Here is a 16,661-nt window from a genome sequence, read left to right as displayed (position 1 = left end):
TTCAGTCCTGTCCAGTCGGTGGTGGGAGACCGAACCGTATGGACGCCCCGTTTCACACATCTCAATGCTTCGATAACGCGCGAGTTACCTGGCGCTCACAATCCGGAAAGCCGGAAAATGCGACTTATCCTCGCGTAACGTCGTGCGCATGGCTGCACGCGACGCGCTCCTCAAGGTCGCCAATGTCAACCCCGCGAGCGTGCGGACCCACACCGATCGGGCGCTCTACAGCTCGGTCGGGATCTTCATCCTGCTGTACGGCGTGTACGCGATCGTCGGCGCGGCGAGCTTCGTCGACGCCTCCTCCAACTACAGCCACCCCTGGTGGCAGTGGCTGGTCGGCCCGCCGGTCGCCGCGGCCGTGATCGCCTACGACCGGGCCGTGGTCGGCCGGGTGGCGGTGAACTACGAGCGGCTGGACTCCACCGACCCGCACCACCTCCTGCGCCGGCGCACCTTCGGCCTCTACGCCGGCCGGATGCTGCTCGCCCTGCTCTTCGCCGTCGTCATCACCGAGCCGCTGATGCTGGCCCGCTACAAGGGCGAGGTCGACGCGTACCTCGGCACCGTCCACAACCGGCAGCTGGCCCAGCTCGAGCACGACGGCGCGATCGCCACCTTCCAGCGCCAGATCGACGCGCTGCGGGCCCAGGACGGCGCCGACGACGCGGCCGTGGCCGACCTGCACAAGCTGGCGGCCGACAAGCGCAAGGAGTCGGCGTCGACGTACGACCAGGCCCTGGCCGACTCGCGGGCCAACGGCGTGACACAGCGGGCCGGCTGCCCGTCCGGCGGCTACTGCGACACGCTCGTGCAGCAGTCCCGCTCGCTCATGGACGAGGCCACCCGGCTCGACGGCGAGGCGGCCGCCCTGCGCTCCTCGCAGGAGCACGGCCGGCAGGCCCGCACCGCCCAGGTCGCCGACCTCATGGGCCAGATCGCCGAGCAGCGCTCCGCCAACCGGACCTCGGTCGAGGCCGGCGCCGGCTTCGGGGCCCGCACCACCGCCATGTGGCACCTGGTGACCAGCGACTTCTGGGGCTTCGGCTTCTTCTACCTCGGCGTGGCCGCGCTGCTGGTCTGCCTGGACTGCGCCGCCGTCTGGCTCAAGCTGGTCTCCTACGGCAACGGCTACGAGCGCACCGAGGCCCGCGAGGCCCGGCGCCGGGAGCTGTCCGCGACCAAGCGGCACGAGCAGGAGCTCCGGATGGCCCAGTCGGCCCGGGAGCTCGCCGGCGACGGCCTGGAGACGGTGGTCGCCGAGCGGCGGCTGATGGACGCCGCGGTGGCCAAGGCGACCGAGCGGCTCATGGCGGAACTCGAGGACCAGACCCGACTGGTCCGTTAGGACAGAAGTTTCCGAATCGCTGGCGTTTGCGCCGGTGGGCTCGGCAGACTGGCCCGGTGCGCCACCGTCTCCCCCGCCGCGCACCGACTCTGTCCATCGTCGCCGGCATCGTGCTCGCCCTCGTCGCGGGCGTCGGGGCCGTCCGGGCGGTGTGGTCCGACGCACTGTCCGCCTCGGCCGAGGATCCGTCCCGGGTCGAGCGGGTCGGGCTCGGCGACCGGGCCGACCGCGCCGCCGACCCGCGGGCCCAGCGCTGTGGCGGCGCGGCCCTGAGCGCCCCCCGCGAGCTGCGCGGGATCTGGATCACGACGGTCGAGAACATCGACTGGCCCAGCCGGCCGGGGCTGCCCGCCGAGCAGATCAAGGCCGAGTACCTCGGCTGGCTCGACCTCGCGGTGCAACGCAACCTCAACGCGGTCTTCGTCCACGTCCGGCCCAGCGGCGACGCGCTGTGGCCCTCGCAGTACGCGCCCTGGTCCGAGTGGATCACCGGGGTACGCGGCCAGGGCCCGGGCTTCGACCTGATGCAGTGGATGATCGACGAGACGCACAAGCGCAACCTCGAGTTCCACGCCTGGTTCAACCCGTACCGCGGCAGCCAGCCCGCCCCGTCCGGCTCCGGACCGGACATCAACGCGCTCGCCCCCGACCACCCGCTGCGCAAACACCCGGAGTGGGCGATCGTCTACCCGTCGGTGGGCACCACAGGCAGCCGCCTGCACTTCAACCCGGGCATCCCGGAGGCGCGCAAGTTCGTCGAGGACTCGATGCTGGAGGCGGTGCAGAAGTACGACGTCGACGGGGTGCACTTCGACGACTTCTTCTACCAGTACCCGGTGGGCAAGCAGGACTACCCGGACGAGGCCGCCTACCGGCAGTACGGCAACGGCATGAGCAAGGCCGACTGGCGCCGCGACAACGTCAACAAGCTCGTCCAGGAGATGAGCCAGCGGATCAAGCAGCTCAAGCCCTGGGTGAAGTTCGGCATCAGCCCGTTCGGCATCTGGCGCAACTCCTCCACCGACCCCGCCGGTTCCCCCACCCGCGGACTGCAGAGCTACGACGACATCTACGCCGACACCCGCCTGTGGGTGCGCGCGCAGTGGCTCGACTACATCGTGCCGCAGCTGTACTGGAACATCGGCTTCGACGTCGCGGACTACGCCAAGCTTGTGCCCTGGTGGGTGGACGTGGTCAAGACGACCAGGGTGCAGCTGTACATCGGCCAGGCCGACTACCGCGTGGGACAGTCCGGCCCGTTCTCCGACCCCGGCGAACTCGACCGCGAACTGGCCCTCAACCGCACGTATCCGCAGGTCACCGGCAGCGTTCACTTCAGCGCCAAGAACGTGCGGGCCGACGCGCTGGGCTCGGTGTCGAAGTACGCCGCGCACTTCTACTCCACCCCGGCGTTCCCGCCGGTGATGAAGTGGCTGCCCGGCAACGCACCGGCCGCGCCCGCGCTGAAGTCGGCCGCCGACGGGGACAACGTCAGGCTGAGCTGGACCGGCAAGGGCGTCTCCTCCGCCGTGTACCGCGTGGAGGGCACCACGGCCCGCCTGGTCGCCACCCGCCGAGGCGGCGACGGCGACTACACCGGGCCGAAGGGCACCTACTGCGTCACCGAGCTGGACCGCTCGTGGAACGAAAGCCCTCCCGCTGGGTGATCCTCGATCATCCCGGCCTTGCCGAGGCTTCGGGAGTGACGACGAGCTTCCTGTCCGACCAGGACTTCACCACGCCCGCGCACATCCGGGCCGCCCCGCCCGACGACCCCCACCGCCCGTCCGACGGCGAGCTGAAGAGCACCGGGTCGCGGGCCCTGCTCACCGTCACCTTCCTCGCCGCGGTGTGGCTCGTGGTCTCGGCCGTGCCGTTCGGCTACATCGGGGCGGGCCGCTACGACGTCTTCTGGAGCGACGCGGTCACCGGCATCACCATCGCGATCGTGACCACCATCCGCCTGATCGTGCCCCGGTCCGCGGCGTTCGCCTGGGTGACCGGCGGGCTGGCGGGGTGGCTGCTCGTGGCGCCGCTGGTGCTGCAGTACGGCTGGTCGACCTCGACCACCAACGACATCATCGTCGGGCTGCTGATCCTGGTGTGCGCGGCGCTGGGGTCGGGCGACGAGCGGGACTGACGCTCAGAAGGCCAGGCCCAGGCGGATGCGCATCGACTCCAGGGCGGCGCGGACCGAGCGCGGGGTCAGGAACAGCGTCTCGGCGATCTCCCGCTCGTCCACCCCGCCCCGATGCCGGTCCAGGATCCGGCGCTCGGTCGCCGACAGCGTCGCCTCCGGGGACGGCGGGGCGGGCGGGGCCACCCCGCGGGTGCCGAGCGCTAGGACCGCGGCGGCGTAGAGCGTCGGCCAGCATCCGCCGGGCGCGGCGCAGCGCGGCCAGCGCGTCGCCCTGCCGGTGGGCCCGGTAGAGGGCCAGGACCAGCAGCCGCCAGCGCTCCTCGCGCAGCGGCGCGGCGGCCACCAGCGTCTCCAGCTCCGGCACCAGCACGGCGCTCTCCCCGCCGGCCAGCCGGGCCGCCGCGAGCTGGTCCCTCGCCACCTCACGCAGCTCGTTGAGGCGGCTCGCCTCGGCCTCGGCCCACGGCAGGTCGGCGTACTCGGCGTAGGCCGGGCCCCGCCACAGGGCGAGCGCCTCGCCGAGCCGGGCGATCGGGTCGGGGCCGGGCTCGCGGAGCAGGCGCTCGAAGCGCCAGGCGTCGACGGCCTCGGGTTCCAGCAGTACCGCATAGCCGGAGCCGCGGCTGACGATCACCGACCCGCGCGAGCGCGCCCCGCGGTCCGGCTCCAGGCGTCGGCGCAGGTGGGAGACGTAGGACTGCAGCGCCGCGACGGCGGCGGGCGGGGCTGCTCGCCCCACACCGCGTCCACGAGCCGGTCGGCCGAGACGGTCTCGCCTCGGGCGAGCACCAGCAACGCGAGCAACGCGCGCTGGCGCCGCCCCCCGAGGTCGAGGGGCTCGCCGTCGCGGGTCGCGATCAGATCGCCCAGGACGTTGATGTGCATGGCGCAAGTGAATGTAGGCACATGCCAGATTGCGAAGTGTCCGCCGCCCGACTGACCCCCATCCCCCGAACGGTGCGACCGCGCGACTGTTCGCGGGATACGTGCACGCCCCCGCCGGGAAGGCGGGGGGCCGCGGCGCGAATCGAACGCGCGACACCCGCTTTAGAGAGCGGTGCGTGCTCCCACGGGTGGATGACCGTTCATCCGCGCAAGCACCGCCTGGCTACCCGTTGTCCTGTAGTGGTTGGCCGCGTATTTGCCGTCAGGGCGCGTGCGCTCACCCACCCGTTCCTGTTCCACGGACCGATCGTCAATGCGACCTTGGCCCGCAGGGCGGAGGTGCAACCGCCGAAGGACGGTGCCGATCTACGTTCCCGAGTGTACGCAACGTTTGCAACGTGCGGACAGCGCACATAATGATCGCATGGCAGGGAAGCGAGAACGGCAACGACGGTTGCGGTTGGGCGATCAGGCAAAGGAGCCGGCCCGATCGTCAATGCGCCGTCCCACGCTGTCCGGCCGAAGCCGTCCACGGCGTAGCGCAACGAAAGAGTGGGCTGGCGTCGCCTGCGCCACCGTCGCCGGGGTGGCGTTCGTGTTCATCGCGCTCCAGATGTACTACGACCATCGGATCTTGCAGGAACGTGGACTGGTCACAACGGGCGACGTCGTGGCGGTGTCTTACGACAAGAGCGGTACTAACGCAGCGGTTCGGTTCACCACCGCCGACGGAAAGACCGTCCAGGCCAACGTGTCCAACCCGGGCGATGAAACCGAGGTCAAGGTGGGCGCGCGGATACAAATTCGGTACGACCCGAAGGACCCGACCGGCCGGGTGGGAGACGTGAACGGCGGTGGGGGCGCCTTTTGGTCGGTGGGCCTCGGCGGAGTCGTACTCCTGGTCGCCGCCGCCTATGGTGCCACCCGCGTCGCGTAAGTAACGGCGGGCGACAGCCTCCTCGTCACGGCCTGGCTGGTGGGGCCTGGCGCTGCCGCTGGAAGCGAATCGCCGACTTCCTCGATGCGAACGAGGTCACCTTGGTTACCGGATCTGCGACGATCCGCGAACCTCCTGCTGACGGCCCGGTTCCCGATGGCTGTCGATGGTTCGGGGAGGCTTTGTGCGCAAGTTCCGCTCAGACCTTGAGTTATCCCCGCGATCGACGTTCGCGCCCTGGTCCTCGGTTTGCCGGCACCACTGCGGGCACGCACCACCAGCGAGCAGTTCGGCGCGGAGTGTTACGGGCGCGCCCGGGTGGTGAGCCATGTCGTGCAGCCAGCCGTTGTAACCGGCGCCGAGACGTTTCCGGTCCCCGTTGGCTTGCCAGCGGATTGCCACTTCGGGCAGGTTCAAGTTGTAGGTTGCGCGCCATCGGACGTGGTCGTCTTCGTCGCGTGCGAGCCGTTCCAACGCATCGGCAGGCGTGTGGAAATTGCGTGCGGTCCACACCCGAACCGGACGGTAGTCATCGTCCGCGAGGGCGCGGAGGCGATCAGGAGGTGTGGCGGGGTCGCGGGCCTCAAGTACCCGCAGGTATCCGAGCATCCGTTCGGCCCGTGTCCTGATCGGTCGTTGGCCCACAGGGTCATCGTGCCAAACGGCGCGCACGCCGGCGTTGCCGGATCGCGTCGACACCGGGCACTCCGGTTGCGGCGCAAGGCAACGGTTATCTAGTGCGTCCCTCGGGGTCGAAGGCGGCAATGAGTCGTCCATCGGCGCCGGTCGGGTCCCAGCGTTCATGAGCTCCAACATCAAGAACGTGGAGTCGTTGACGGTGACTTCGTCGCCCTCGTTATTGAAGTGCTTGATGGACCAACCAATGCATCGACCGTCGGGATAGTAGATTTGATGGTTGTGGTGTTCTCGTCGCCGTCTTTTTCTATCGCGGTCTGCGTATATGCGATGTCTGTACACCCCGCTGTCACCGGCCGATCGGAGCCGGTCGCCAACCGACTCGGCCCCAACGCCGAGGCGGATCTGTCTCGCACGAGATCATCAGGACCGGCAGGAAATCGCTACTCCGGTGCGGGCTGCCGACCGACGTCGCCGAGTGGGCAGGACAGTCGGTAGAAGTGCTGCTGCGGATCTACGCTAAGTGCCTCGATCGGGGGGATCGAGCAGAACCGCCAGCGGGTGGACGCCGCGTTGGGTCACTGGTAGGCACGGCGAACTTGGCCACGTATTTGCCGCGAACAGCCGTTCACGACCGGTCAGCGTCGGGGACAGCCGGACAACGAACGGGCTCCTTGACCGCATCGCCGCTGGTCAAGGAGCCCGTTTGGGCTGGTCAACAGCCCTTCCATCGGTGGCCCCGGCGCGAATCGAACGCGCGACACCCGCTTTAGGAGAGCGGTGCTCTATCCCCTGAGCTACGAGGCCCTGCTCCGACCCCCGAGTCTAGGCGAGAGTTGGGTCCGGCCGAAATCGCGTATCCGGTACGGGTATCGCCGGGCGGATCAGCATCTGGTCGAGGTGCTCGCCCTCCCGCTGGATGAACTCGGCGTGGTCGGGGTCGCGGTAGGCGGTGGCGACGGTCAGCCAGGAGACGAACTCGCCCGCGCCGCCGCAGACCATGCCGCCTCCGTCGCCGCCGCACACCACGGCCGGGTCGGCGGTGCGCTCGTCGCGGTAGGGGTCCTGCCCGATGAGCAGCCCGAACAGGTTCGGCTCGCGGTGCGGCCCGCTCGCGGCGGAGTACGGGTCGGGGCCGGCCGGGCAGGCATCGCCCCAGCGGAACAGCGAGGCGGCCCCGGCGCCGCAGGCGTACTCCCACTCGTCCGGCGTGAGCAGCCGCTGCCCGATCGCGGCCAGCCGGGCCACCTCCCCGCCGTGCGTCGGGCGGCCGAACCGCCAGGCGGCGTGCACCGTGCCGTCGGGGCCGAGCAGCGCGCGGCCGAACCCGTGCCACGTGACCTGCCTCGGCATGTCCCCGCCGGTCGCGCCCGCGGTGCTGCGCAGCTGCTCGACCCGGCGCGCGACGGCCGGGTCGTCGGGCGCCACCTCGGTCAGCCCGGCCTGCACCGCCTCGACCGACACGAGCAGCGCCGGCACCTCGACCGTCCGCGCGGGTGACGTGTACGCGTCGACGTACTCGTGGATGCTCAGCGGGATGCCGTACTCCTCGACGGACTCCCGGTAGCTGTCCACCTGATCGGCGGTGGGGACGAACCGCACGGCGTCGTACCCGACCCGCGCCCGGCCGCCCGGCACGAGCGCGAAGGGCTCGCCGCCCAGGTCGAAGACGGCGATCCGGTTGCGCCGGCCGGCGTACTCGTGCGGCCGCACCCGCACCGAGGCGGCCCCGAGCCGGTCGGCGATCCGCGCGGCCAGCGCCTCGGCCCCGGCGTCGCTCAGGGCCGTCCAGCGTTCCCGGTCCAGATCCACGGGCGCATCATGCCCGGTCCCGGCTACACCGTGAAGTCCGGCGGGGCGGGGGCCTCCACGGTGACGCGCTCGCCGCGGTGGTCGAAGGACAGCCGCCAGGAGTGCAGGTAGGTGCGCCCGGCCGGGGCCTTCTCGAAGAGCGGGTCGCCCACGATCGGGTGCCCGATCCAGGCCAGGTGCACGCGGATCTGGTGCCGGCGGCCGGTCTGCGGCACGGCCTCCAGCAGGGCCCGCTCGGCGGTCTGGGCGCGCACCGCGAACGTGGTCACCGACGGGTACGTCGGCACGGTGTCGAAGACCTCCGCGGCCGGGACCGTCCAGCTGTCACCCTGGTGGACGATGCTCTCCCGGGGAGCCGCGATCCGCACCCGGCTCTTGCGCCCGACGCTCAGCGGCAGGTCGATGCGGCCGGTCGGGGGCAGGCCGCCCGGGGCGGTCAGCGCGAGGTACGCCTTGTCGACCGTGCGCTTGTTGAACTGCCTGGTCAGCCCGCCGTGCGCGGCCAGCTCCTTGGCGAAGAGAATGATGCCGGAGGTGACCTTGTCGATGCGGTGCACGGGATACAGCTGCTCGCCGGCCTCGGCCGCCATCCGCACCAGGTCGGACTCGTGCCGCTCGCCCATCACCGAGACGCCGACCGGCTTGTCCAGCACCAGGATCGCGTCGTCCTCCAGGATCACGCGCTCACGAAACTCCGCCCACATCGTCCTAACATTTCACGTTGCGACGGAGGGGCTTCCATGGACCTGACCCAACAGCTGGAGCGGCACCGCCGGGAGCTCGAGGTGCACTGCTACCGCATGGTGGGCTCCTTCCACGAGGCCGAGGACCTGGTGCAGGAGACGTTCCTGCGCGCGTGGCGGGGCTGGGACCAGTTCCAGGGGCGCTCGTCGGTCCGGGCGTGGCTGTACCGCATCGCCACCAACGCCTGCCTCGACGCGCTCAAGAGCGCCCAGCGCCGGGTGCTGCCGATGGACCTCGCCCCGCCGTCAGCGCCCGGCGTGAGCCTGCCGCCGCGGGCCGACGTGCCCTGGCTGGAGCCGCTGCCCGACCGGGTGCTCGACGAGGACCCGGCGACCCGGCTGGTCGCCCGGGAGACGGTGGAGCTGGCGTTCCTGGCCGCGCTGCAGCACCTGCCGCCGCGGCAGCGGGCCGTGCTCATCGCCCGCGACGTGCTCGGCTGGTCGGCGGCGGAGACCGCGGACCTGCTCGGGGCGACCGGGCCCTCGGTCAACAGCGCGCTGCAGCGGGCCCGCGCCACGCTGCGCGAGCGGCTGCCGGAGCGGGGCGAGGACTGGCGGCCGGAGCGGGGGCCGGAGCCCGGCGAGCGGGAGGTGCTGCGCCGCTACGTCGAGGCCTTCGAGCGCGCCGACGTGGCCGGGATGGCGCGGCTGATCGCCGACGAGGCGCGCGCCGCGATGCCGCCGCTGCCCATGTGGTACCTCGGAAAGTCCGCCATCGTCGACACGCTCTCGCTCAGCGTCCCGCCCGGCTCCCCGGCCCACGTGGGGCGGGTCCGCGCCGTGCCCGTGCGGGCCAACCGTTCCCCGGCGCTGATCGCCTACCACACGCCGCCCGGTGCCACCGCCGAGCAACCCTTCGCCGTCGGCGTGCTGCGCATCGAGGGCGGCCTGATCAGGGAGATGATCGCGTTCCACGACCCGCGGCTCTTCGGGCTGTTCGAGGCGGCGGGGTAGGGAAAGCCCCACCGGAGATCGGCAGGGTGGCACCGCTGCGCCAGACGCCCCGCGACGGCACCGTGGAGGGCATGGAGGCAATGGCCGGATGGGCGTACCTGGTGATCTTCGTGCTGCTGGTGCTGGACTGTCTGATCCCGGCGGTGCCGGCGGAGACCAGCGTCATCGCCGGGGGCGCGCTGGCCGCGAGCGGGCACCTGCACGTGGCCGTCGTGCTGACGGCGTCGGTGACCGCGGTGGTCGCCGGTGACCTGCTCATGCACGAGGCGGCCCGGCGCGGCGGGCGCCGGCTGGTGGAGCGCTTCGTGCGCGGCGAGCGCTCGTGGCGGGCGGTCGCGTGGGTGGCCCGCCTGCTCGACCGGCGCGGCGGCGCGATCGTCGCCGCCGGGCGGTTCGTCCCGCTGGGTCGCACGACGGTGGCCCTCGTCAGCGGGTACGCCGAGTTCCCCCGCCGCCGCTTCCTGCCGGCCATCGCCGCCGGCGCGCTGCTGTGGAGCCTCTACACGGTGGGCCTCGGCTACCTCGGCGGCAACGTCTTCAGCGGCAACCCGCTGGCCGCCGCCGCGCTGGGCGTGGTCCTCTCCCTGCTCGTGACCGGTGTGACGACCGCGGCCCAGCGGATGCGTTTGCGAACCCGCAAGGCCGGGCACCCCTGATGTAGCAAGGCGAGAGACCGGAAACGTGGAAGGGATGTGCGATGAGCTTCACGGACAAGGTCGAGCACAAGGGCGAGGAGTTCAAGGGCGCCGTCAAGGAGAAGTACGGCGACGCCACGAACAACGAACGACTCGAGGCCGAAGGCGCAGCCGAGCGCGCCGCCGCGAAGGCGAAGCAGGCCGGCGACCACGTGAAGGACGCCGGGCGCAACGTGCGCGACGCGTTCGACCACTGACCGCTGACGCGACGGGTTTCGGGCCGCCCCCATCTCGGGGGCGGCCCGCCCTGCGTTCTGGCCCCGTCGCTGCGGGCCACCTCAGGCCTTGTTGAAGATGCTTTTGGCCCAGAGGTAGGAGACCGCCGCGATGCCTGCGCACCAGGCGATGGCGATGAGGCCGCTGTTGCCGATCGGGGTGCCGAGGAGGAGGCCGCGGACGGTCTCCATGATCGGGGTGAAGGGCTGGTACTCGGCGAACCAGCGCAGCACAGTGGGCATGGAGTCGGTGGGGACGAAGCCGCTGCCGAGGAAGGGCAGCAGGATCAGGGGCATCGGGGCGCTGCCGGCCGCCTCGGGGGTCGGGGACTTCAGGCCGAGGGCGACCGACAGCCAGGTGATGGCCACGGCGAACAGGGTGAGCATGCCGATCGCGGCCAGCCACTCCACGACGCCCGCGTTCGGGCGGAAGCCGATCGCCAGCGCGATGCCGGCGAGGAGCGCCATGCCGAGGAGCTGCTGGATGACGCTGGCGACGACGTGGCCGGTGAGGACCGAGGCGCGGAAGATCCGCATGGTGCGGAACCGGGCGATGATGCCCTCGGTCATGTCGGTGGCGACCATGACGGCGGTTCCGGTCGACGCCATGGCGGCCGTCATGAGCAGGATGCCGGGGACGACGTAGTTGACGTAGGCGGCCCGGCCACCGCCGATCCCGCTGCCGAGCGTGCCGCCGAGGACGTAGACGAACAGCAGCAGGATGATGATCGGCGTGACGACCAGCTGCACGGTCATGGCCGGGTAGCGGACCACGCGCTTGAGCTGGCGCCTGACCATGGTGGACGAGTCGCGGGCGGCGAGGGCGATGGTGCTCATCGGATGGCCTCCTTCTGCTGGCCGGTGAGGGTGAGGAAGACGTCGTCGAGGTCGGGGGTGTGCACGCTCATGTCGGCGATGTCGACCGAGCGCTCGTCCAGCAGGGCGAGCAGCTCGCGGATCGCCCGGACGCCCCCGTCGCTGGGCACCTGCAGGGTGAGCGCCTCCGGGTCGGCGGTCCCGGCGCCGACGAGGCTGCGGGCGGCGTCGAGCTGGTGCGCGTCGGCGAAGGTGAACCGGATGTGGCCGCCGGGGATGCGCCGCTTCAGCTCTTCGGCGGTGCCCTCCGCGATCAGCCGCCCGTGGTCGAGCAGGGCGATGCGGTCGGCCAGCTGGTCGGCCTCCTCGAGGTACTGCGTGGTGAGGAAGATGGTGACGCCGCCCGCGACCAGTTCCCGCACGATCTGCCACATCGAGCGGCGGCTGCGCGGGTCGAGGCCGGTGGTCGGCTCGTCCAGGAAGATCAGGCGGGGGTCGCCGACCAGGGTCATCGCCAGGTCGAGCCGGCGCTGCATGCCGCCGGAGTAGGTCCCCGCCGGCTTGCGGGCCGCCTCGACGAGGTCGAAGCGCTCGATCAGCTCGGCCGCCTTGCGCCTGCCGTCCGGGCGCGAGAGGTGCTTGAGGTCGGCCATGAGGAGCAGGTTCTCCTCGCCGGTGAGCAGCTTGTCGACGGCCGAGTACTGGCCGGTGACGCCGATCGCGCCGCGCACGTCGTCCGGCCGGCCGGCCAGGTCGTGGCCGGCGACCCGCACGGCGCCGCCGTCGGCCGGGATCAGGGTGGACAGGATCTGGACGGTGGTGGTCTTGCCGGCGCCGTTCGGGCCGAGCAGGGAGAAGATCGTTCCTTCGGGAACGGCCAGGTCGATGCCGTCGAGCACGACCTTGTCGCCGTAGGACTTGCGCAGCCCGTTCGCCGCGATGGCCAGGTTGGTCATGGTGGGGGTGCTCCTCAGAGGCTGCGGGCGACGATGTCGCCGTAGGCGGTGGTCGCGTGGATGTGCAGGTCCGGGCTGCCGTCGGCGTTCTTGAGCGAGTTGTGGATCCGGCCGCGCTCCGTGCCGGCGTCCAGAGCGGCCGAGACGCCGCGGGCGGCGCCGACCTCCACGTCGCCGGCCTGGGTGCGCAGCACGACCGCGCCGCGCACGGCCTCGGCGATCCGGATGTCGCCCTTGGCGGTGGTGATCTCCGCGGGGCCGTTGAGGCGGCCGATCGAGACGTCGCCGGCCTGGACGGTGAGGCGGGCGCTCGCGGCCTCGTCGACCTTGATCGCGCCGTGCGCGCCGTCGAAGACCACGTCGCCGAGCCGGCCGACGACCCGGAACTCGGCACTGGCCGCCTTCGCCTCGACCCGGGAACCGGCCGGCAGCTGGACCGTCACCTCGACGGACCCGGAGGGGCCGAGGATCTGGTGCTTCGCCTCGACCTCGATCCGCAGGACGCCGTCGACGTACTCGACCTTGGCCTGCTCCGCCGCCTTCGCGTCGCGACCCTTCGAGGCGTCCGCCGGCCGGACCTCGACCGTGGTGTCGGCCCGGTCGGCGGCGATGAGCTGGACGCGCCCCGCGGGGATGTCGAGGACGGCGGCGATCGGGGCGGGGGTGTCGAACTTCTGCATCGTGCGCTCCTTGCACTCGTTGTTTCCGATGCAGGAAAAGCTACGTTGCGTTCAAGGATCACGCAACAAGCTCGTTGCGCTTCCAGCACATATTTGCAGCTCACGGTTCGGATATCGTTGCAACGAGTCGGATTTCAATGCAACGCAACGACCCTCCGTCGTTGCATTGATTCGAGAATGAACGCTATGCTGAGGGAGCGGGAAGGGAGATCGCGATGCCGGGAGGCAGGCTCACACAGCAGGAGCGCCAGCAGATCGCGCTGGGGCTGGCCGACGGGCTCGCCTATGCGGAGATCGCCAGGGGCCTCGACCGCCCCACCTCGACGGTCACGCGCGAGGTGATGCGCAACGGAGGCCCCACCGGCTACCGCGCCGAGCTGGCCCACCGCGCCACCGAACACCGCGCGCACCGGCGCCGGCAGGCCGCGCCCCGGGGGCCGCAGGCGACCTCCACGGCCCACGGCCGCGACGCCGGAGCCGTGCGCGAATACGAGGAGGTGTTCACCACCCTTCTCATGGGGCAGGGCCTGCCCAAGATGGTGTCGCGGGTGCTGACCTGCCTCTACATCAGCGACGAGGGCAGCCTCACCGCGTCCGAGCTGGCCCAGCACCTCCAGGTCAGCCCCGGGTCCGTCTCCAAGGCGGTCGCGCTTCTCGAAGGCCTGGGCCTCATCCGCCGGGAGCGTGACGAACGCCGCCGCGAGCGCTACATCGTCGACAACGACGTCTGGTACCAGTCGATCATCGCCAGCGCCCGGTCCAGCGCCCAGCTGGCCGAGACCGCGCGGCAGGGCGTCGCCATCCTCGGCCCGGACTCCCCGGCCGCTGGCCGGCTCGAGAACATCGCCCGCTTCGTCGACTTCGTGGCCGAGAGCATGATCCGCGCCGCGGAGCAGGCCCACGAGATCCTCTACGCGAAGGCCGAAGCGACACCGGGAGGCCCCGACCGCGGATAGCCGTGCGGCCTACGATCGGCGTATGGCGGACGACCTCGAGGTCTTCAACGCGCATCGCGAGCGGCTGAGGGGCGTGGCCTATCGGGTGCTGGGGCGCGCCGCCGACACCGAGGACGTGGTCCAGGACGCCTGGCTGCGCTGGAGCGCCGTCGACCAGGCCGAGGTGGACGACCCCGAGGCCTACCTGGTCCGCGTGACCACCCGGCTGGCCGTCGACCGGCTGCGCAGCGCCCAGTCCCGGCGCGAGGCCTACGTGGGCTCCTGGCTGCCCGAGCCGGTGGTCACCGGGCCCGACGTGGCCGAGCGCGTGGCCCTGGCCGACTCCGTGTCGACCGCCATGCTGCTGGTGCTGGAGTCGCTGTCGCCGCTGGAGCGGGCCGTCTTCGTGCTGCGCGAGGCCTTCGGCTACTCCTACGCCGAGATCGCCGGCATCGTCGACCGCTCGGAGCCGGCCGTCCGCCAGACCGCCGCCCGGGCCCGGGCCCACGTCGAGGACCAGCGCGTGCGCTACGACACCGACCGGGCCACCCGGACCGCCGTCACCGAGCGCTTCCTGGCCGCCTGCGCCGGGGGCGACCTGGGCCGGCTGGTCGAGGTGCTGGCCCCCGGGGTGGCCCTGATCAGCGACGGCGGCGGGCTGGCCCAGGCCCCGCGCAAGCCGATCCTCGGCGCCGAGCTGGTGGCCCGCGCGCTGGTCACGTTCGCCGGCCGGACGCCGGACGGCCTGACGGCCGAGATCGTCGACCTCAACGGCGGGCCGGGCATCGTGGCCCGGGCCGGCGGCGCGGTCGTGTCGGCCATGACGCTGTTCCTGCGCGACGGGCTGATCGAGACCATCCACCTGATCGCCAACCCGGAGAAGCTCACCGCCATCCCGCCCGCTCGATGACCTCGCGCAGGCGCTCGGCGGCGGCCGGGTCGAGCGTCGGCAGCGACGGATCGAGCACCTTGCCGCGGTCCACCGCGGTCAGCCGGGCCGCCGGCGGGTGGTCGACGAGCTCCACGATCGGGGCCGCCGAGGCGGCGACCGGGCGGGCCGCGACCCGGGCCAGCAGCCGCAGGGTCAGGCGCAGCGGCGCCGGCAGCGGGCTCAGGTCCCCGCTGCGCGTGAAGCCGGGGTGGTACAGCACGTAGCGCGCCTTCCCGCGGTACCCCGCGCCGAGCAGGTCGTTGAGCCGCCCGGCCTGCAGCTGGGCCCGCACCATGCCGTAGCCCCGGCGCAGCTGCAGGTCGTCCCAGGCGATCGCGCCCTTGGTCATCCCGACCCCGGCCACGTTGACGACGACCGGCGCGGGCGCGGCCTCCAGCAGCGGGCGCAGTCCCTCGGCGAGCAGGTGCCGGCTCAGGAAGTACAGCGCGAAGGTGTACTCCAGCCCCTCCGGCGTCTCGCGCCGCCGCGGGCTCTGCCGGTTGGCGCACAGCACGAGCGCGTCGACCGACTCCAGGCGCTCGCGCAGGGTCGCGACCACCCGCGCGACCTCCGCCGTCGAGCTCAGGTCGGCCTGGACGAACGTGATGCCCGGCCCGAGCGCCCGCCCCTTCTCGGCGTTGCTGCCGATCACCACCACGGCGTCGCCGCGCTCGCGCCGCGCGAGCGCCGTGGCCCGCCCCATCCCGTCCGTGCCCCCGCTGATGACCACAGTCTTCATGCCTCGTATCGAAATAAACTCGCGGCGAGCGCGTAAGGAGGCACTTTCATGTTGGATGCGCACACCCGTGTGCCCGTCGCCGAGTACGACGCCTGCCCGGTCACCGGAATCGTGCGCCGCATGGGCGAGCGCTGGACGCTGCTCGTGCTGGCGCTGCTGGCCCGCCGGCCGTACCGCTTCAACGAGCTGCACCGGGCCATCGAGGGCATCAGCCAGCGGATGCTGACCCGCACGCTGCGCGGGCTGGAGGGCGACGGGCTGGTCGAGCGCACGGTGTTCCCGACCGTGCCGCCCAGCGTGGAGTACGCGCTGTCGGCCGAGGGCGCCGACCTCATGGCGTCGCTGGCCCCGCTGACCGCATGGGCGGTGCGAAGGGGTGGAAGTTCCGCATCGATGTAATTAGCCTGATGTCCATGACTCCTTACAAGCTCGATTCGCGCGCGTGGCAGGAGAGCTGGGATCGCCAGCAAGAGGCGTACATGCCCGACCGCGAGCACCGCATCTCGGCGATGCTCGACGTGGTCGATGCCGTCGCGCCCGAGGCGCCCGGCGACCCGATCAAGATCCTCGATCTGGCCGGCGGCACCGGCTCGATCAGCCTGCGGGCGCTGGCCCGGTTCGACCGGGTCGGGATCACCCTGCTCGATCTCGACCCGGCGCTGCTGGCCATCGCCGGGGCCTCCCTGGGCGAGCGGGCCACCCTGGTCCCCGCCGACCTGCGCGACCCGGGCTGGGCCGCCCGGCTGCCACATCGGGCGTACGACGCCGTGCTGACCGCGACCGCGCTGCACTGGCTGGCCCCGCAGCGGCTCACCGAGCTCTACGCGGAGCTGCCGGCCGTGCTGCGCCCGGGCGGCGTCTTCGTCAACGCCGACCACATGCCCGACGACGCGCTGCCCGGTCTGTCCCGGCGCCTGGTGGCCCGGGCCGACGCGCGCCGCGAGGGCCGCTACGCCACCGGCGCCGTGCCGTCGTGGCGCGACTGGTGGGACCTCGCCGCCGTCGACCCGGTGCTCGCCCCGCTGGTCGAGGAGCGCCACCGCATCTACAGCGAGCCGCACTCGCCGGAGTGGCTGCCACCGGCCGCCTGGCACCTGGAGGCGCTGCGCGCGGCCGGCTTCGCCGAGACCGGCGTGGTGTGGCGCGGCGGCACCGACGCCGCGGTCGCGGGCGTCACACCGGCGTAGGCGGCCGGGCCCGTGCCCGGCCCCGGCGGCACACCGGCGTAGGCGGCCGGGC

General features: G+C 72.0%; 19 protein-coding genes and 1 tRNA gene. 11 read left to right on the top strand and 9 right to left on the bottom strand.

The genetic code is table 11. The features are described 5' to 3' along the window. Positions 1-148 precede the first annotated feature (148 nt). From ABD352_RS30100 to ABD352_RS30090, 3 genes are read left to right on the top strand one after another with little or no spacing between them, the layout of a single operon-like run. On the top strand, positions 149-1,348 hold the full coding sequence (locus tag ABD352_RS30100; protein WP_344615891.1) for a DUF4407 domain-containing protein: 1,200 nt from the start codon (positions 149-151) through the stop codon (positions 1,346-1,348). A gap of 56 nt (positions 1,349-1,404) precedes the next feature. Then, on the top strand, positions 1,405-3,015 hold the full coding sequence (locus ABD352_RS30095) for a glycoside hydrolase family 10-like protein (protein ID WP_344615890.1): 1,611 nt from the start codon (positions 1,405-1,407) through the stop codon (positions 3,013-3,015). 35 nt (positions 3,016-3,050) lie between these two features. After that, a complete protein-coding gene (locus ABD352_RS30090) occupies positions 3,051-3,488 on the top strand; it encodes an SPW repeat domain-containing protein (RefSeq protein WP_344615889.1) in 438 nt (145 codons plus the stop codon). Here the strand turns inward: ABD352_RS30090 and ABD352_RS30085 are convergent. Continuing rightward, the gene (locus tag ABD352_RS30085) at positions 3,427-4,227 is read right to left on the bottom strand and encodes an AfsR/SARP family transcriptional regulator (protein WP_344615888.1); all 801 of its coding nucleotides are present in this window, start codon (positions 4,225-4,227) and stop codon (positions 3,427-3,429) included. The genes ABD352_RS30090 and ABD352_RS30085 overlap by 62 nt on opposite strands. 732 nt (positions 4,228-4,959) lie before the next feature. Between ABD352_RS30085 and ABD352_RS57765 the strand changes: the two genes are divergently transcribed. Continuing rightward, a complete protein-coding gene (locus ABD352_RS57765; protein ID WP_425553689.1) occupies positions 4,960-5,310 on the top strand; it encodes a DUF3592 domain-containing protein in 351 nt (116 codons plus the stop codon). A 105-nt stretch (positions 5,311-5,415) separates the two neighbouring features. Here ABD352_RS57765 and ABD352_RS30075 read toward each other — a convergent pair whose 3' ends face one another. The 4 genes from ABD352_RS30075 to ABD352_RS30060 all read right to left on the bottom strand — a co-directional run bounded on the left by ABD352_RS30075 (position 5,416) and on the right by ABD352_RS30060 (position 8,438). Beyond that, complete coding sequence (locus tag ABD352_RS30075; protein ID WP_344615886.1) at positions 5,416-6,009, bottom strand: hypothetical protein; 594 nt, start codon at positions 6,007-6,009, stop codon at positions 5,416-5,418. Between the two features lie 671 nt (positions 6,010-6,680). Then, positions 6,681-6,753: transfer RNA gene (locus ABD352_RS30070), tRNA-Arg, on the bottom strand. Positions 6,754-6,771: 18 nt separating this feature from the next. Further along, on the bottom strand, positions 6,772-7,758 hold the full coding sequence (locus ABD352_RS30065) for a hypothetical protein (protein WP_344615885.1): 987 nt from the start codon (positions 7,756-7,758) through the stop codon (positions 6,772-6,774). 23 nt (positions 7,759-7,781) lie between these two features. Then, positions 7,782-8,438 carry an RluA family pseudouridine synthase gene (locus tag ABD352_RS30060; RefSeq protein ID WP_344615884.1) on the bottom strand — a complete coding sequence of 219 codons (657 nt, stop codon included), beginning with the start codon at positions 8,436-8,438 and terminating at the stop codon, positions 7,782-7,784. A 60-nt stretch (positions 8,439-8,498) separates the two neighbouring features. Here ABD352_RS30060 and ABD352_RS30055 point away from each other — a divergent pair, with 60 nt between their 5' ends. The 3 genes from ABD352_RS30055 to ABD352_RS30045 are packed head-to-tail and all read left to right on the top strand — an operon-like array spanning position 8,499 to position 10,347. After that, the gene (locus ABD352_RS30055) at positions 8,499-9,455 is read left to right on the top strand and encodes a sigma-70 family RNA polymerase sigma factor (RefSeq protein ID WP_344615883.1); all 957 of its coding nucleotides are present in this window, start codon (positions 8,499-8,501) and stop codon (positions 9,453-9,455) included. A gap of 26 nt (positions 9,456-9,481) precedes the next feature. Continuing rightward, complete coding sequence (locus tag ABD352_RS30050; RefSeq protein ID WP_344615882.1) at positions 9,482-10,111, top strand: DedA family protein; 630 nt, start codon at positions 9,482-9,484, stop codon at positions 10,109-10,111. Between the two features lie 41 nt (positions 10,112-10,152). Next, positions 10,153-10,347, top strand: a complete 195-nt coding sequence (locus ABD352_RS30045; protein ID WP_344615881.1) for a CsbD family protein — start codon at positions 10,153-10,155, stop codon at positions 10,345-10,347. Positions 10,348-10,428: 81 nt separating this feature from the next. Here the strand turns inward: ABD352_RS30045 and ABD352_RS30040 are convergent, their stop codons facing one another. From ABD352_RS30040 to ABD352_RS30030, 3 genes are read right to left on the bottom strand one after another with little or no spacing between them, the layout of a single operon-like run. Further along, positions 10,429-11,202: an ABC transporter permease gene (locus ABD352_RS30040; RefSeq protein WP_344615880.1), complete on the bottom strand. Its 774-nt coding sequence runs from the start codon at positions 11,200-11,202 to the stop codon at positions 10,429-10,431. Further along, on the bottom strand, positions 11,199-12,137 hold the full coding sequence (locus ABD352_RS30035) for an ATP-binding cassette domain-containing protein (protein ID WP_344615879.1): 939 nt from the start codon (positions 12,135-12,137) through the stop codon (positions 11,199-11,201). The genes ABD352_RS30040 and ABD352_RS30035 overlap by 4 nt, the downstream gene beginning before the upstream one ends. Positions 12,138-12,151: 14 nt before the next feature. Then, complete coding sequence (locus ABD352_RS30030) at positions 12,152-12,817, bottom strand: DUF4097 family beta strand repeat-containing protein (RefSeq protein WP_344615878.1); 666 nt, start codon at positions 12,815-12,817, stop codon at positions 12,152-12,154. Positions 12,818-13,032: 215 nt separating this feature from the next. On the opposite strand from ABD352_RS30030, the gene ABD352_RS30025 reads away from it, so the two are divergent. Both ABD352_RS30025 and ABD352_RS30020 read left to right on the top strand, forming a co-directional pair. Next, positions 13,033-13,773: a helix-turn-helix domain-containing protein gene (locus tag ABD352_RS30025; RefSeq protein WP_344615877.1), complete on the top strand. Its 741-nt coding sequence runs from the start codon at positions 13,033-13,035 to the stop codon at positions 13,771-13,773. A 22-nt stretch (positions 13,774-13,795) separates the two neighbouring features. Further along, positions 13,796-14,662, top strand: coding sequence for an RNA polymerase sigma-70 factor (locus ABD352_RS30020; protein ID WP_344615876.1), 867 nt, complete (start codon positions 13,796-13,798; stop codon positions 14,660-14,662). Here ABD352_RS30020 and ABD352_RS30015 read toward each other — a convergent pair. Next, positions 14,637-15,422, bottom strand: a complete 786-nt coding sequence (locus tag ABD352_RS30015) for an SDR family NAD(P)-dependent oxidoreductase (protein WP_344615875.1) — start codon at positions 15,420-15,422, stop codon at positions 14,637-14,639. The two genes, ABD352_RS30020 and ABD352_RS30015, sit on opposite strands and share 26 nt — an antisense overlap. Positions 15,423-15,470: 48 nt before the next feature. On the opposite strand from ABD352_RS30015, the gene ABD352_RS30010 reads away from it, so the two are divergent. Next, positions 15,471-15,821 carry a winged helix-turn-helix transcriptional regulator gene (locus tag ABD352_RS30010; protein WP_344615874.1) on the top strand — a complete coding sequence of 117 codons (351 nt, stop codon included), beginning with the start codon at positions 15,471-15,473 and terminating at the stop codon, positions 15,819-15,821. A 14-nt stretch (positions 15,822-15,835) separates the two neighbouring features. Next, positions 15,836-16,609, top strand: coding sequence for a class I SAM-dependent methyltransferase (locus ABD352_RS30005; protein WP_344615873.1), 774 nt, complete (start codon positions 15,836-15,838; stop codon positions 16,607-16,609). The last annotated feature ends 52 nt before the right edge of the window (positions 16,610-16,661 follow it).

Origin of the sequence: Dactylosporangium salmoneum (assembly GCF_039532525.1) — a bacterium.
GTDB classification, from domain to species: domain Bacteria; phylum Actinomycetota; class Actinomycetes; order Mycobacteriales; family Micromonosporaceae; genus Dactylosporangium; species Dactylosporangium salmoneum.
The sequence above is the reverse complement of the archived record's forward strand: the minus strand, read 5'-3'. Positions and strand labels throughout refer to the sequence as shown.

What these genes read in the sequence shown, in the direction of transcription:
- ABD352_RS30100 (WP_344615891.1), top strand. Translation starts at nt 149, where the DNA reads ATGGCTGCACGCGACGCGCTCCTCAAGGTCGCCAATGTCAACCCCGCG.
- ABD352_RS30030 (WP_344615878.1), bottom strand. Translation starts at nt 12,817, where the DNA reads ATGCAGAAGTTCGACACCCCCGCCCCGATCGCCGCCGTCCTCGACATC.
- ABD352_RS30025 (WP_344615877.1), top strand. Translation starts at nt 13,033, where the DNA reads ATGCCGGGAGGCAGGCTCACACAGCAGGAGCGCCAGCAGATCGCGCTG.
- ABD352_RS30015 (WP_344615875.1), bottom strand. Translation starts at nt 15,422, where the DNA reads ATGAAGACTGTGGTCATCAGCGGGGGCACGGACGGGATGGGGCGGGCC.
- ABD352_RS30045 (WP_344615881.1), top strand. Translation starts at nt 10,153, where the DNA reads ATGAGCTTCACGGACAAGGTCGAGCACAAGGGCGAGGAGTTCAAGGGC.
- ABD352_RS30020 (WP_344615876.1), top strand. Translation starts at nt 13,796, where the DNA reads ATGGCGGACGACCTCGAGGTCTTCAACGCGCATCGCGAGCGGCTGAGG.
- ABD352_RS30055 (WP_344615883.1), top strand. Translation starts at nt 8,499, where the DNA reads ATGGACCTGACCCAACAGCTGGAGCGGCACCGCCGGGAGCTCGAGGTG.
- ABD352_RS30005 (WP_344615873.1), top strand. Translation starts at nt 15,836, where the DNA reads ATGACTCCTTACAAGCTCGATTCGCGCGCGTGGCAGGAGAGCTGGGAT.
- ABD352_RS30040 (WP_344615880.1), bottom strand. Translation starts at nt 11,202, where the DNA reads ATGAGCACCATCGCCCTCGCCGCCCGCGACTCGTCCACCATGGTCAGG.
- ABD352_RS30010 (WP_344615874.1), top strand. Translation starts at nt 15,471, where the DNA reads ATGTTGGATGCGCACACCCGTGTGCCCGTCGCCGAGTACGACGCCTGC.
- ABD352_RS30035 (WP_344615879.1), bottom strand. Translation starts at nt 12,137, where the DNA reads ATGACCAACCTGGCCATCGCGGCGAACGGGCTGCGCAAGTCCTACGGC.